At 62.8% G+C, this 14,610-nt stretch carries 7 protein-coding genes; 6 read left to right on the top strand and 1 reads right to left on the bottom strand.

The genetic code is table 11. The features are described 5' to 3' along the window. Positions 1–262: 262 nt before the first annotated feature. The 6 genes from AWB77_RS16715 (at position 263) to AWB77_RS16740 (ending at position 12,357) form a co-directional block, all read left to right on the top strand. Complete coding sequence (locus AWB77_RS16715; protein WP_374728699.1) at positions 263–2,026, top strand: autotransporter assembly complex protein TamA; 1,764 nt, start codon at positions 263–265, stop codon at positions 2,024–2,026. Positions 2,027–2,060: 34 nt separating this feature from the next. Then, positions 2,061–6,218, top strand: a complete 4,158-nt coding sequence (locus AWB77_RS16720; protein ID WP_061135560.1) for a translocation/assembly module TamB domain-containing protein — start codon at positions 2,061–2,063, stop codon at positions 6,216–6,218. A gap of 536 nt (positions 6,219–6,754) precedes the next feature. Next, positions 6,755–7,300 carry a fimbrial protein gene (locus AWB77_RS16725; RefSeq protein WP_063936513.1) on the top strand — a complete coding sequence of 182 codons (546 nt, stop codon included), beginning with the start codon at positions 6,755–6,757 and terminating at the stop codon, positions 7,298–7,300. Positions 7,301–7,525: 225 nt separating this feature from the next. Beyond that, positions 7,526–8,296 (top strand): fimbria/pilus periplasmic chaperone, encoded by a 771-nt coding sequence (locus AWB77_RS16730; RefSeq protein ID WP_244158560.1) that lies wholly within the window; start codon positions 7,526–7,528, stop codon positions 8,294–8,296. Between the two features lie 363 nt (positions 8,297–8,659). Then, the gene (locus tag AWB77_RS16735; RefSeq protein ID WP_244158561.1) at positions 8,660–11,233 is read left to right on the top strand and encodes a fimbria/pilus outer membrane usher protein; all 2,574 of its coding nucleotides are present in this window, start codon (positions 8,660–8,662) and stop codon (positions 11,231–11,233) included. A gap of 80 nt (positions 11,234–11,313) precedes the next feature. Beyond that, the gene (locus AWB77_RS16740) at positions 11,314–12,357 is read left to right on the top strand and encodes a fimbrial protein (protein WP_061135562.1); all 1,044 of its coding nucleotides are present in this window, start codon (positions 11,314–11,316) and stop codon (positions 12,355–12,357) included. 114 nt (positions 12,358–12,471) lie between these two features. Here AWB77_RS16740 and metG read toward each other — a convergent pair whose 3' ends face one another. After that, positions 12,472–14,610, bottom strand: coding sequence for a methionine--tRNA ligase (gene metG / locus AWB77_RS16745; protein WP_061135563.1), 2,139 nt, complete (start codon positions 14,608–14,610; stop codon positions 12,472–12,474).

Genomic DNA, 14,610 nt, shown 5'->3' on the forward strand with positions numbered 1-14,610 from the left:
CAACGATACCGGCGCGCGGCCATTCGCGAAACGCGCACGCGTGTGCGCGTTTTCGCGGAACCCGGACGGCGGGAAGCCGTCCAAAGGCCCACTTGCCGGCGCGACGGGCGCTTTTGCGGCGTGCGCCCATGCCGATGTGGTGAAATAGCGCCTGCGCCCGAAAACGCGTCGGCTGCACTTTACCTTTCGATCCCACTCATCCCGATGCCGGAGGTCACGTTTGGCGGGGCGTTCGTTTTATCCGCTGCGCGCGTTGCGCGCAATGCCGCCATGCGCGGGCCGCTGGCCGGTCCCGAGCGTCGCAATCGTCGCGTTCGTCGCTATCGTCGCGTTCGGCTTCGCCACGCCTGCGTTCGCCAAATACGATGTCGACATCGACGCGCCGCGCAGTGTCAGGAAGCTGCTCAAGGAGAACCTCGACATCGCGCGCTTCGCCAAGCGCGACGACGTGAGCGACGATCAGTTCCAGTTCCTCGTCACCGCGACGCCGAAAGACGTGCGCGATCTCGTGTCGACGGAAGGCTATTTCACGCCCGTCGTGCGCACCGACGTCACGACCGACGACGGCAAGCGCAGCGTCAAGGTGAGTGTCGATCCGGGCCCGCGCACGATGATCGCCTCGGTGCAACTGCATTTCACGGGCGCGGTGACGACCGAAGACCGCGCGCAGGAAAACGCGGCGCGTTTCGCGTTTTCGGTCAACGAAGGCGATCCTTTCACGCAGAGCGGCTGGGACGACGCGAAGACCGCCGCGTTGCGGGCGCTGCAATCGAAGCGCTATCTCGGCGCGAAGATCGTGCGCTCGCAGGCGCGCATCAATCCGCGCGCGCATCTGGCCGACCTCTCCGTGACCTTCGACAGCGGCCCGACCTTCACGCTCGGCAAGCTCGACGTGAGCGGCCCGAAGCGTTATCCGGCGTGGATCATCGATCACGTGAATCCGATTCAGGAAGGCGAGATCTACGATGTCGCGCGCATCAACGAATTGCAGCGGCAGATTCAAAACACGCCGTACTACGCAAGCGTGGCCATCGACGCGGACAGCGACGCCGCCAAGCCGCTCGATACGCCGCTGCACGTGAAGGTGAGCGAGTATCCGTACAACAGCATCCGCTACGGCGTGGGCTACGCGACGGATACCGGCTTTCACATCCAGGGCGCGTACAGCTATCTCAACACGTTCAACTCGGCGTATCCGTTCACCATTTCCGGACGGCTCGACCAGACGCAGCAGTACGGCCGCGTGCAGCTCGCGATGCCGCCCGATTCGCACGGCTGGGTGAACGCCGTGTTCGGCTCGTACACGATCACGGATGTTTCGAGCACGAAAATCTACAGCGCGCGCGTGGGCGTACAGCGCACGCGGTCGCGACAGAACATCGACACGACCTATTCGCTGACCTTCTACGACGACCGCCTCACGCAAAACGAGCCGAATCCGTCGACGGCGCGCGCGCTCGTGCCCGCGTGGAGCTGGGTGCGCCGCGACGTCGACGATCCGCTCTTTCCGCGCCGCGGCAACATCGTGCGCGCGGAGGCGGGCTTCGCCGTCAAGGGCGTGATGTCCGATCAGACCTTCGCGCGCCTCTACACCAACGCGCTGCAATACGTGCCGCTTGGCAAGAACGACCTGCTCGTGTTCCGCGCGGAGTTCGGCGGCGTGTTCACGAGCGGGCCGTCGAGCGGCGTGCCGGCCTCGCTGCTGTTCCGCGCGGGCGGCGCGAATTCGGTGCGCGGTTACAGCTATCTGAGTATCGGCAACAATGTGGCCGGCTCGATCCTGCCGACCAAATATATGGTGACCGGCAGCAGCGAATATCAGCACTGGTTCACGCACGACTGGGGCGGCGCGGTGTTCTTCGATATCGGCACCGCAACCGACAACTGGAGCGAGCGCGTGTTCGATCCGGGCGTGGGCGTCGGCGCGCGCTGGCGCAGCCCGGTCGGCCCGGTGAACGTCGACCTGGCGTATGGACTGAAGAACAAGAGCATCAAGCCGTATCTGACGCTCGGCATCGCGTTCTGACGGGCGTGAGAACGATGAAGGACTTTGAACCGGCATGACGGACCCGACTACACAGGCGGACGCTGAAGCACCGCAGCCCGGCGGCAAGGGCGGCGATGGCGGCGCTCGGCAACCGCCGCCGCGCAGAAGCGGCTGGCGCCGTCTCGCGCGCTGGATCGGCGTGCTCGTGCTCGTCGTCGTGCTGATCGCGGGGATCGCCGTCGGCACGGTCTTCTATGTGCTCACGACCGAACGCGGCACGCGCTACGCATGGAACGCGGCGACCTCGGTGCTCAAAGGGCAGCTCACCGGCAAGCTCGACGGCGGCGCGATCGCGACCGGCCTGCAACTGCGCGACGTGCGCTGGAAAGACGGCAAGGGCACGGATATCGCGGTGGACAGCGTCTCGGGCCGCTGGGCGCTTACTCGCGAGCCGCTGCGCTTCACGATCGACTATCTGCATATCGGGACGGTCGATGCGCGCATCGCGCCGTCGAACGAGCCGAGCAAGAAGACGGCGTTGCCGAAGGACCTGCGCATACCGATCCAGCTCGCGATCAACGATCTCGCCGTCGATAAATTGCGCCTGCATCAGGGCACGACGACGACCGAATTCTCGCGCCTGCTCTTCAACGGTCATAGCGACGGCCAGCATCACGACGCGACCGTCCAGCGCCTCGATACGCCGTTCGGCGCGGTGACGGCATCGGCGAAACTCGACGGTGGCGCGCGCCCGTTTCCGCTTTCCGGCGACGCGGGCTACTCCGGCAAGGTCAACAACGAAACGGTGAACGTGAGCGCGCGGCTTTCCGGCTCGCTCGAAGACCTGATCGCGGACGTCGACGCGAGCGGCATGAAACTCAACGGACGCGCCCACGTCGAAGCGCTGCCGTTCGCCGACGTGCCGCTCAAATCCGCGCTCGTCACCTTCGATCACGTCAATCCGCAGGCATTCGCGCCGGGCGCGCCCGAGGCCGATCTCGCGGCGCGCGCCGAAGTGAAGCCGGTCGAAGGCGCGGACCCGAAGGCGTTCATCGTGGCGGGGCCCGTGTCGATCATGAATGCGAAGCCCGGTTCCATCGACAAGAAATTGCTGCCGCTCATCGACGCGCACGCGAACGTGCGGCTCGACGCGTCCGCGCAAAGCATCACCGATCTCGACGTGCGTCTTCTGAAAAACGCGACCGTGACGGGCGGCGGCGCGCTGAAGGGCGGCAAGGGCAAGTTCGACCTGAAAGTGGCGAAGCTCGATCTGAACGCGATCGAGCCGACGCTGCGCCCGACGGATTTCGCGGGACCGGTCGGCATCGTGCTGGATGGCGACACGCAAAGCATCGCCGCCGATCTCAACGATCCGAAAGCCGCGATCCGCGCGCAAGCCAAAGTGAAGCTCGATCCGAAGCAAACCACCCTCGACGACGTGAAGCTCACGGTTGGCAAGGGTCGGGTCGAGGCAAGCGGCGTGCTGAAGAAGGACGCCAATTCGAGCTACGACCTGAAGGCGAAGATCGTCGACTTCAATCCGCTCTTGCTGCAGCAGCAGTTGATCGCGCAGAAGCCCGCGCCGGTGAAGAAGGGCGCGAAGCCGGCGAACAAGCCCGCCGCCGCGCCGCGCGTCGTGGAGGCGCGGGTGAACGGCACGCTCGCCGCATCCGGGCAACTCGCGCCGACGCTCACGACCAGGGCGACCTTCAAGCTCACCGACAGCATGTACGACAACCTGCCGCTGACGGGCGAGGGCACCGTGCAGATCGCGGGCACGCGTCTGTTGCCGAGCAAGGCGGCGCTGTCGGTGGCGGGCAACGACGTCGATCTGAACGGCAGCTTCGGCGCGCCCGGCGACCGGCTGCGCTTCAACATCGATGCGCCCGCGCTCGAGCGGCTCGGCTTCGGCATCGCGGGCACGGTGAAGGCGGACGGCGATCTGACCGGCTCGATCGCGCATCCGAATATCGCGGCGAATTATCAGGCCGATGGCGTCGTGTTCGGCGCGAACCGGCTCGGTCACGCGGAAGGCCGCGCCGATATCCGCGACGGCGCGAACGGCGCGCTGCTCTTCACGCTGAAGGCGCGCGAGGCGAGCACGGAAGGCATCGACATCGCCAGTCTCGACGCGAATCTGAACGGCACGCGCGCGCATCACACGCTCGACGTGACCGCAACCGGCAAGGTGCGCGGCCAGCCGGTGAATCTCGCGCTCGGCGCGAACGGCAAGTTCACCGATGCGCCCGACGGCCCGCATTGGGACGGCTCGATCACGAAGCTGTCGAACAAGGGCACGCCGTCGCTGAATCTCGAATCGCCGCTCTCGGTGAGCTACGGCCCGAAGCGGCTCGTGCTCGGCGCGACCCGGCTCGTCGCGGAAGGCGCGGTGCTTAATCTGAAATCGTTCGCGATGGAAAACGGCCGCTTGCAATCGGCGGGCGCGCTCACGAATCTGTCGGTGCCGCATCTGCTCGACGTGCGTCAGGAACTGACGGGCGCGGAGCCGCCGATCCGCACCGACCTCGTCTTCGACGGCGACTGGAATTTCACGCTCGGATCCACCGCGACGGGCTATGCGCAGATCAAGCGCCGCGCCGGCGACGTGACGATCGACGGCACGCGCGGCCTCTCCGCGCTCGGCATCACCGATATCGCCGCGCGCGCGGACTTTACCGGCGGCAACCGGCTGAACGCGTCGCTGCATGCGCAGGCGAGCCGTATCGGCGTGATCGATGCGAAGGTGCACACGCCGCTCGTCAATCGCGACGGCATGCTAACCATCGACGACAACGCGCCGCTCACCGGCGCCGTCGACGCGAACATTCCCGAACTGCGCACGACGGGCGGGCTGCTCGGCGCGAACTATCTGCTTGGCGGCAGGATCGCGCTGAAGCTGGTGATCGCGGGCATCGTCGCGAAGCCGAATCTGTCGGGCTCGCTCACGGGCGACAATCTCTCCGCGACGGTCGTCGACCAGGGCGTGCAACTGAAGGACGGCATCATCCGCATCGCGCTGTCGGAGAATCTGGTGGATTTCCAGCGCGTCGAGTTTCATGGCGCGAGCGGCACGCTGCGCGCGACCGGCAAGGTGCGGCTCGACCAGCAGCAGCCCGATCTGACCGCGAGCATCATCGCGGACAAGCTGGAGCTGTTCGCGTCGCCGGATCGCGAACTGATGCTCTCGGGCAGCGCGACGATCGCCAATGCGGGCTTGCAGGGCGGCATGGCGATCGACGGCAAGTTCACCGTCGATCACGCGCTCATCGATCTGCCGGAATCGTCCGCGCCCTCGCTCGGCGACGACGTGGTGATCGAGCGTCCCGACGGCACGATCAAGGGCGACAACCAGCAACTGACGGCGGCGACGGGCAAGCCGGTCGGGCCGTTCACGCCGCGCGCGAACATCGAGATCAATCTGGGCCAGAAGTTCCGCTTCAAGGGCGCGGGCGCGGACCTCGGCCTCGCCGGCACGATCACCGCGATGAGCGCGCCGAACATGCCGCTGCGCGCGGTCGGCAACGTGCGCGTGACGACGCCGGGTTCGTCGTACACGGCGTTCGGGCGCAAGCTGAACATCGAAAACGGTTACTTCACGTTCAACGGGCCGGTGGCGAATCCGGGCATCAATATCCTCGCGATGCGGCGCAATCAGGAAGTCGAGGCGGGCGTGCAGGTGACGGGCACCGTGCAGGCGCCGGTCGCCAAGCTGATTTCCGAGCCGAGCGTGACCGATAACGAGAAGCTCTCGTGGCTGCTCTTTGGACACGGCACGGACCAGGGCAACAACGTCGGCCAGCAGAGCGCGATGACGAGCGCGCTCGCGCTGCTCGGCAGCCGGGGCGGCGCGAAGATTGCGCAGACGGTCGGGCTGGACGAGTTCACCGTCGGTTCGAGCGAAGTCGGTCTGACCGATCCGCAAGTCGTGCTCTTGTCGAAAGCGATCAACGAGCGGCTCGTGATCGGCTACGAGCAAGGCTTGCAATCGGCGAGCAACGCGGTCAAGGCGACGCTGAACCTGTCTCGGTTCTGGGCCGTGACGGCATATGGCGGCACGTATCAGGGCGTCGATCTGTCCTATACGCGGCGCTTCAATTCGTGGGCGCGGCTGTGGGGACTGTCATCGTCCTCGTCATCGTCGACGACGGCCGTGCAGCCATCGGCGGCGTCGGGAGCGTCGGGCGTGAGCGCACCGTTTGGGGCATCGGCGACGGAAATCGAGTCGGACTGAGCGCCGCTTTCGTTCGATAAAAAAGCCACGGTCTGGAACTGCACCCCAAAAAGTTGGATACCGATCCGACCTTCGGGGGCCTTGTTCATGGCGAGCGCCGCACCATTTTGAGCGGTTAGCGCGCAACGGTTCGACGCGTGTCCACAACCGGTCGTTCAGTACCGGCTTGACCATGTCCACGTGTGTCCATCGAGATAGTGAAACGGCTTACGCGATTCATCGAAGGCTAAGGTCGCATTCGGTCATTTACTCAGCAATGCTTGGTTAACAGGAAGAGTAGTGGCTGATCATCACCTCGCTGTTCTCCATTGTCTTTAAGATTCGATCCGAGAATCAAAAGAGACACAAGTCTCTTTGGAATTTCACAGGCGATCACTACCTGAAGATTCTCTATGGTGTGAAGGCTAGTGCGCTCGTACTGAATCCGTCAGCTCACTGTCGAACAACAAAAGGGAAGGTAGTCCGGTTCGAGTTAGAACCAGACCGGCTTCCCCGCCTTTCGTTAAAAACCTCGCTTTGATTAGGACAACTTTGATATGAAGAAAATTGCTGTTTCGCTGATCGCCGCGTCGATGGCTGTGGCTGGCGTAGCACACGCAGCTTCGTCGAGCAACGGTGGTGTCGTGACTATCAACGGCAAGCTGACGGCCAATACGTGCGATGTAAGCGGAAACGGTCAAGGAACCAACTTCACGGTTACCCTGCCGTCCCTCTCCGCTTCCGCTTTGTCGGCTGCTGGCTCGACCGCCGGTGCCACGGGTTTCAATATCGCGCTTTCGAACTGCACGCCGTCATCGGGCAACGTGCACACGTTCTGGGAATACGGCGTGAATACGCTTGCCGACGGCAACCTGAAGAACAGCGGCACGGCTACCGCTGTCGAGGTTCAGCTCCTTGACTACAACGGTTCGAAAAGGGTCGTGGATGTGAGCAAGGCCGACGGCGCACAAGGTTCGCAGAGTGTTGCAATCGCGAGCGGCAAGGCTGGCCTCCAGTATGCCGCGCAATATGTGTCGCCGGGAGGAGGCGCGGGTGCAGGTAGCGTGACGACCAACGTCACGTATTCGATCGTGTACGAGTAATCATTGTCTTGCTGATAACGCTCGTCTGATGGGCGGTGGCACGCGTGTGCCGCCGCGATCGGATAAGTCAGAGGTATTTTCGAATCCGAAAATAACTAAGCAGTGCGACATATAAAAAGTCCGACACATCATGAGCTCTTCCAGGGCGGCGCAAATTACCCCATGCGCAGTTCTTCGTGCTGTCGTCGGTGCGTTTGATGTCGAAACTGTGGCCAATGTCACCGAATGCTGTTTCTTCTGCGGCTGAGTTCCATGAATATTCGAAAGGTCGTATCCAGATTATTGACGGCGGGCGTACTTTCCGCTGGCATTTCGTGCTCGATCTCGAGTCCTGCTTCTGTCGTCATCGCCGGTACGCGTGTGGTGTACAACGCCGCGGATAGTGAGGTCACGCTCAAGCTGTCCAATGTGGGCAAGCATCCGGCGCTAACCCAGGTGTGGCTCGACAAAGGTGATGCAAAAGAAGATCCGGCCAAGATCGATCTGCCTTTCATGCTGACCCCGGCGCTCGCGCGCATCGATCCCGCCAAGTCGCAAACCGTTCGCATCTCATACACCGGCGAGGCGTTGCCGAAGAACCGTGAAAGCGTGCTTTGGTTCAACTTGCTCGAGGTGCCACCGAAGCCCGAACAGGCCGAGGCGGGCACGAATTACATGCAGCTCGCGTTTCGCTCACGCATCAAGTTCTTTTTTCGTCCGACCGGATTACCCGGAACCGCCGATGCGGCGCCGGACAAGCTCCTATGGAAGCTGACGACTGAGAACGGCAAGTCTGCACTGAAGGTCTCGAACCCCACGCCCTACCACGTCACGATCACTGAAGCACGAGTCGGTACCGGTGACAAAGCGCCCAGGTTCGACGAAGGCGGCATGGTCACACCCGGCGGCGAGCTCCTGTTGCCGCTGTCCGGTGCGGCGCTTGAGGACGGCAAGGTCTCCTTCACCACATTGAACGACTACGGCGGAGCGATGCAGCATGAAGCGCATTTGCACTGAGCGTTTGGTGAGTCGCCATCGAGCTATCGATCGTTGAGTAGTTCAAAGCAAGACGGGCTCTCAGGCGATCGAGGCATCGATCGAACGGGGGAGATGCCCGTTGCCCCAAGAGGAACTGCATCCCATTTATCGCGAGCTAATAGGCCTTGATGCCAATGCGTTTGCGCATCGGCAGCGGCCTAGCGTTGCCTGCGAATCCGGCTCAATATGAATAACCGATACTTGAAATCGAAATCCAGGCTATTGAGCAGCGACGTCTCGTCGCTGAGCCAGGCGAGCGTGGCTGTGTTGCTAGCGTTCGCCGCAGCACACGCAAGAGCAGATGCTGCGCTGAGCGTGCCCGTTCCGGCGCTGCAAGGCACCATGGCTTTGACGGACGCACAGCCGTCCGATGCCGGGGAGTCAGCGGTATCGGGCAATCGCAATTCGGCGTCCGATCTTGTGTCGAAGATTGCTCGCGATACTGCGCCGTTCGCTGCGCCGCAGCCGCCCGAGCCCGTTACTGTACGGTTCAACTCGAGTTTTCTTTCGGGCAGCGGCGCGGGAAACCTCGACATCAGCCGCTTCGACAGAGGGAACATCGCCGCGGCAGGCAATTATCGCGCGGGCTTGTACGCCAACCAAACGTGGATCGGAAGTGCCGACATCGCGCTGCGTGATGTCAACGGTCCAGGCAAGGCCGCACAACCGATGTTCAACCGCGACCTGCTGACGCGTATCGGCGTGGATATGAGTCATCTGAGTCCGGAAGCGAACGCGAGGTTGGATGCCGCGGGAGAGCGTGGTGTCGTGGTGTCGGAAGTGATTCCGCAGGCGACGGCCGTGTTCGACATGGGCGAGCAGCGCCTGGACGTCAGCGTGCCGCAGGCCGTGATGGCCCGCAATGCGCGTGGCTGGGTCGACCCGAAGTTCTGGGACAATGGCATAACCGCCGCCGTGCTGCAGTACAACGCGAACGTCTACCATTCGAGCGGAAAGGGATTCTCCAGCACCGAGAGCTATCTCGGCCTGAACACCGGTGTCAATATCGGTCCGTGGCGTTTTCGCTATAACGGCAACATCACGAACGGCACGGGTTCGGGCACGCACGTTCAGAGCATGCAGACCTACCTGCAGCGCTCTTTTACGCCGATCAAAAGCGAGTTCACGGCGGGCGATTCGTACACCGATGGATCGATCTTCGATTCGTTTGGCGTGCGCGGTGTACAGCTGGCCACTGACGACCGCATGTACCCCGAGTCGCAGCGCGGTTACGCGCCGACGGTGCGAGGCATCGCAAACACGAACGCGAAGGTCGAGGTCAGGCAGAACGGCAACGTCATCTACGAAACCACGGTTGCCCCGGGGCCGTTCCAGATCGACGATCTGTACCCGACCGGGTATGGCGGCGACCTGCAGGTGGTCGTGACCGAAGCAGACGGCAGCCAGCATGTCACGGCCGTTCCATATGCGGCCCCGATCAACGCTTTGCGCGCAGGGCGCTGGCGCTATAACGTCGCCGCCGGCCAGTATCGCAATTCGCGTCTACGGCACGAGCCGTTCGTGTTCGAAGCGGGCGTGTCGCGCGGTCTGAACAATTTCGTAACCCTGTACGGAGGTGCGATTCTCGCCAGGGACTATGTGTCCGCGGCTGCCGGCGTCGCGCTGAATACGCCTGTCGGCGCGTTTGCCCTCGACGTGACGCAGGCGGATGCGAACCTGGGGAACCTGCCCAGCCGAAATGGGCAGAGCATGCGCTTGTCGTATTCGCGGACTTTCACGCCGACCGATACTGACGTAACGCTGGCCGCATACCGCTATTCGACAAGCGGCTTCCTGGGCCTCAACGATGCAATGACCCTGCGCGATCTCGCGATGCAGGGAACCGCGTTCACGGATCAAGGTATTCAGAAGGGGCGTCTGCAGGTCACGTTGAACCAGAATCTGGGCCAGCACGGCTCGCTCTATGCGTCCGGCTTTACGCAGAACTACTGGAACAAGGAGAGTCGCGACACCTCTTTTACGGTCGGCTACAACGCGAGCTTCGGCCGGGTAGGCTTCGGCGTGTCGGCATCGCGCGAACTGGATACGAAAACCGCCAGGTGGGACAACCGCTTCATGTTGAATCTGAGCATCCCGCTCGATATCGGCGCGACCACCGCCAACTCGATAACCAGCTACACACATGACTCGCGCGACCACAGCAACCTGATTCAGGAGACCTTGACGGGTAGCGCGGGCAAGGATCACGCGTTCAACTACGGCGTCACGGCTGGCAAACAGTGGGGCGGTACAAGTGGCACCAGCCTGAACGCCAACGCCGGTTACCTATCGCCGGTCACGCAGATCCGTACCAACGCGGGTAGCGCCAACGGCTACAAGCAAGGGGGCGGCGGGCTGACGGGGTCGGTCGTCGCCTATGGCGGCGGGGTGGTGTTCTCGCCGCAGACGGGCGACACGTTCGCACTTGTCGAAGCGAAGGACGCGGCGGGGGCGCGCGTGGCGACCTCGCCGGGCGTGCGCGTCGATAGCGCCGGTCATGCGCTGATCTCGGGAATGGATCCGTACGCGCTCAACACGGTGGAAATCGACACGAAGGGCTTGCCGATGGGCATTCAGATCAAGAGCACGGAGCAGCGTTTCGCACCGACGGCAGGTTCAGTGGTGCGCGTGAAGTTCGACACCGTAAACCGTGGTCAGGCGGTTGTCATGCGCCTGCGCCGCCTGAGCGGGGAAGCGGTGCCGTTCGGCGCGGACGTGTTGAGCGCGGACGGCGATATCGTAGGCAACGTCGGTCAGGGCAGCCGCACGATGTTCTACAGCAGAACTCAAGCGGGCGATCTCACGGTCAAGTGGGGAGCGGGTGCGCAGCAGAGTTGCAGGGTGCGTTACGACCTGCCGCCAGCGCAGAAGGACAACGTTGCGTCGACGAGCTTCGCAGACGTGAACTGCCAATGAAGCCGGATACCAACCGGAGCATGACGAGTTGGGCAGCCGCGCATGAGCGGTGCGTATCTCACCTACAACTTTCTGGACGAATGCTGATTGTGAATAAGATTGATGAACTGTGGTGCAAGATCACCCTCGGAATCAGGCGTCGTCACCGACGCTGCTTGCTGAGCCTGCTCGGTACCTTGGCCCTCGGTTTCGGCCTTGATGCACGCGCGGCTGTGTGCAGCATCAGCGCATTTCCGAACATTTCGTTTGGTAATGTAGTCGTCCCTCGCGACGCGCCCGTTGGATCGGCAATTGGACCGTTGATCTCCGCGAACGTCAGCGTTTATTGTCCCGCGAACCCTGCACCGGGAGGCTATGGGGGTTTCTATCTGCAGTCTGCCACTGTTTTGGCGAACAGCGCCGTCGCCGGCGTGTCGGCGACGGGCACTGCCGGCATCGGCATTCGCGTCATCGACGTGACGTTCAACGACCAGGTAGTTTCGGGCACGACCGGTACGGTAGATTTCGGCCCGTTGGTCGCAACAACGTCCGCATACAGTCAGGTCTATACGTTCACGTTCCAACTCGTGAAGACTGCCGCTCAGGTGATCTATAGCGGTCCGGTCTATCTGACCAACTTTTACTCGATGTGGGTCCACGATGTCCCACGAAACACAACCTCCGGCTTGCTTGCTTCGGCTTCAACAAGCTCGACCATTACGGCATCCGCGTGCACCGTGACGACGCCCAACGTGACGGTGACGCTACCGACGCTTCCGGCGACCATGCTGGCGAGTAATTCGACGGCGGGCAAAACGCCGTTCAACCTCAATCTGGACTGTCAGCCCGGCTCTTCGGTTCACGTGACGTTCACTGACTCCACCGCGCCCAGCAACACTTCCAGCAACTTGAGCCTGGCAAGCGGATCCACCGCTTCTGGTGTGGTCGTGCAACTGCTCAACAGCCAGGACGTTCCCGTCAGATATGGCCGGGCCTCGGCGCTCCCAGGAAACATGAACCAGTGGTTCGTCGGGGCTTCAAAAGGGCTGACGACGATCCCACTAAGCGCACGGTATCTCGCCACCGGCACCGTGATCGCGGGTGTGGTCAACGCGCTGGCCACCTTCACGATGAGTTATCAGTGACACAGCGCTGTACGCGCGGAGAATCCGCTCGCACGCTCTCTTAGCAGACCGGAAACGATCGGCGTCACTGCGCCGATAGCTTCCGGTCCGACCGCCGACCGATGACCGAAGGCTTTACTTCACGCGCATGCCCGGCTTCGCGCCGCTGTGCGGCTCGAGAATGTACAGCCCCGGTTCGGCCTTTTCATCCGTGGCGGACGCCGCCAGCACCATGCCTTCCGACAGACCGAACTTCATCTTGCGCGGCGCGAGATTGACGACCATCACGGTGAGCTTGCCGATCAGATCCTGCGGCTGATACGCCGACTTGATGCCCGAAAACACGTTGCGCGTCTTCTCTTCGCCGACGTCGAGCGTGAGTTGCAGCAGCTTCTCGGAACCTTCGACGGCCTTGCAATCGACGATCTTCGCGATACGCAGATCGACCTTCGCGAAGTCGTCGATGGAGATTACGCCCGCTTCTTCCTCTTTCTTCGCGGGCGCCTTCGCCGCGGCCTTCCCGGCAGCCGCGGCCGGTTCCGCAGCCGGCGCGAGCGATTCGCGATTCGCGGCGAGCAGCGCCTCGATCTGCTTCGGATCGACGCGCGTCGTCAGATGCTTGTACGCGTTGATTGCATTGACCGACGACAGCGGCTTGCCGGCATCGGCCCAGACGAGCGGCGCGACGCCGAGGAACGCTTCCACGGCTTCGATGAGCTTCGGCAGCACCGGCTTGAGCGCAAGCGACAGCAGACGGAACGCTTCGAGGCTCACGCTACAGGTCTCGTGCAGCGCGACGGCGTTCGCCGGGTCCTTCGCCTGTTCCCACGGCTTCGCGGTATCGACGTAGGCGTTCACGGCATCGGCGAGTTCCATCGTCGTGCGCAGCGCGCGGCCGTATTCGCGCGACTCGTAAAAGCCCGCGATCTGCGGAATCGCCGCACGCAGTTGCGCGACGAGCGGATGATGCATCGCGCTGTCCTGCACGCGGCCGTCGAAACGCTTGATGAGAAAGCCCGCCGCGCGGCTCGCGATATTCACGTACTTGCCGACGAGATCGCTGTTCACGCGCGCCTGAAAGTCCTCGAGATTCAGGTCGATGTCTTCCATCGTGCTGTTCAGCTTGGCCGCGAAGTAGTAGCGCAGCCACTCGGGATTGATGCCCGTGTCGATCACGCTTTGCGCGGTGATGAACGTGCCGCGCGACTTCGACATCTTCGCGCCGTCGACGGTCAGAAAGCCGTGTGCGAACACGTTCGTCGGCGTGCGATGGCCGGAGAATTCCAGCATCGCCGGCCAGAACAGCGTATGGAAATACAGGATGTCCTTGCCGATGAAGTGATACTGCTCGGCCTTCGAGCCCGGCTTCACCCATTCGTCGAAATTCACGCCGATGCGGTCCGCGAGATTCTTGAAGCTCGCGTAGTAGCCGACGGGCGCATCGACCCAGACGTAGAAGTACTTGCCCGGCGCGCCGGGAATTTCGAAGCCGAAGTAGGGCGCGTCGCGCGAGATGTCCCAGTCGGCGAGTTTGGCTTCGCCCTTGTCGCCGAGCCATTCGCGCATCTTGTTGGTGGCTTCGGGTTGCGCGAGGCCGCTGACCCAGCCGCGCAGGAATTCCTCGCAGCGCGGATCGGAGAGCTTGAAGAAATAGTGCGTCGATGTCTTGCGAATCGGCGTCGCGCCGGAGACGACCGAATACGGATTGATGAGTTCGGTCGGCTGATAGGTCGAGCCGCAGACCTCGCAGTTGTCGCCGTATTGGTCCTTCGCGCCGCACTTCGGGCATTGGCCCTTGATGAAGCGGTCCGGCAGGAACATTTCCTTGACCGGATCGTAGGCTTGTTCGATGTCGCGCGACTCGATCAGGCCGGCTTGTTCGAGCGCGCCGTAGATCGAATCGCAAAGGGCGCGGTTTTCCTCGGCATCGGTCGAATAGTAGTTATCGAACGAAATGCCGAAGCTGTCGAAATCGCGCTTGTGCTCTTTCCATACGCGTTCGATCAGCTGCTTGGGCGTGATGCCTTCCTTTTCGGCGCGCAGCATGATCGGCGTGCCGTGGGTATCGTCCGCGCCGACGTAGTAGACCTCATGGCCATGCATTCGCAGCGTCCGAACCCAGATATCCGTCTGAATGTATTCGACCATATGGCCGATATGAATCTGACCGTTCGCATACGGCAACGCGGACGTGACGAGGATCTGGCGGCGGCCGCCTTCAAAGGCTTGAGCGGCAGGTGCGGCGGTGGCAGTGGCTGAAATCGGTGCTGACAT

Origin of the sequence: Caballeronia fortuita (assembly GCF_001544835.2) — a bacterium.
Classification (GTDB): domain Bacteria; phylum Pseudomonadota; class Gammaproteobacteria; order Burkholderiales; family Burkholderiaceae; genus Caballeronia; species Caballeronia fortuita.

Coding starts and splice junctions, on each gene's coding strand:
- AWB77_RS16735 (WP_244158561.1), top strand. CDS start 8,660: ATGGCTTTGACGGACGCACAGCCGTCCGATGCCGGGGAGTCAGCGGTA.
- AWB77_RS16720 (WP_061135560.1), top strand. CDS start 2,061: ATGACGGACCCGACTACACAGGCGGACGCTGAAGCACCGCAGCCCGGC.
- AWB77_RS16740 (WP_061135562.1), top strand. CDS start 11,314: ATGCTGATTGTGAATAAGATTGATGAACTGTGGTGCAAGATCACCCTC.
- metG (WP_061135563.1), bottom strand. CDS start 14,610: ATGTCAGCACCGATTTCAGCCACTGCCACCGCCGCACCTGCCGCTCAA.
- AWB77_RS16730 (WP_244158560.1), top strand. CDS start 7,526: ATGCTGTTTCTTCTGCGGCTGAGTTCCATGAATATTCGAAAGGTCGTA.
- AWB77_RS16715 (WP_374728699.1), top strand. CDS start 263: ATGCCGCCATGCGCGGGCCGCTGGCCGGTCCCGAGCGTCGCAATCGTC.
- AWB77_RS16725 (WP_063936513.1), top strand. CDS start 6,755: ATGAAGAAAATTGCTGTTTCGCTGATCGCCGCGTCGATGGCTGTGGCT.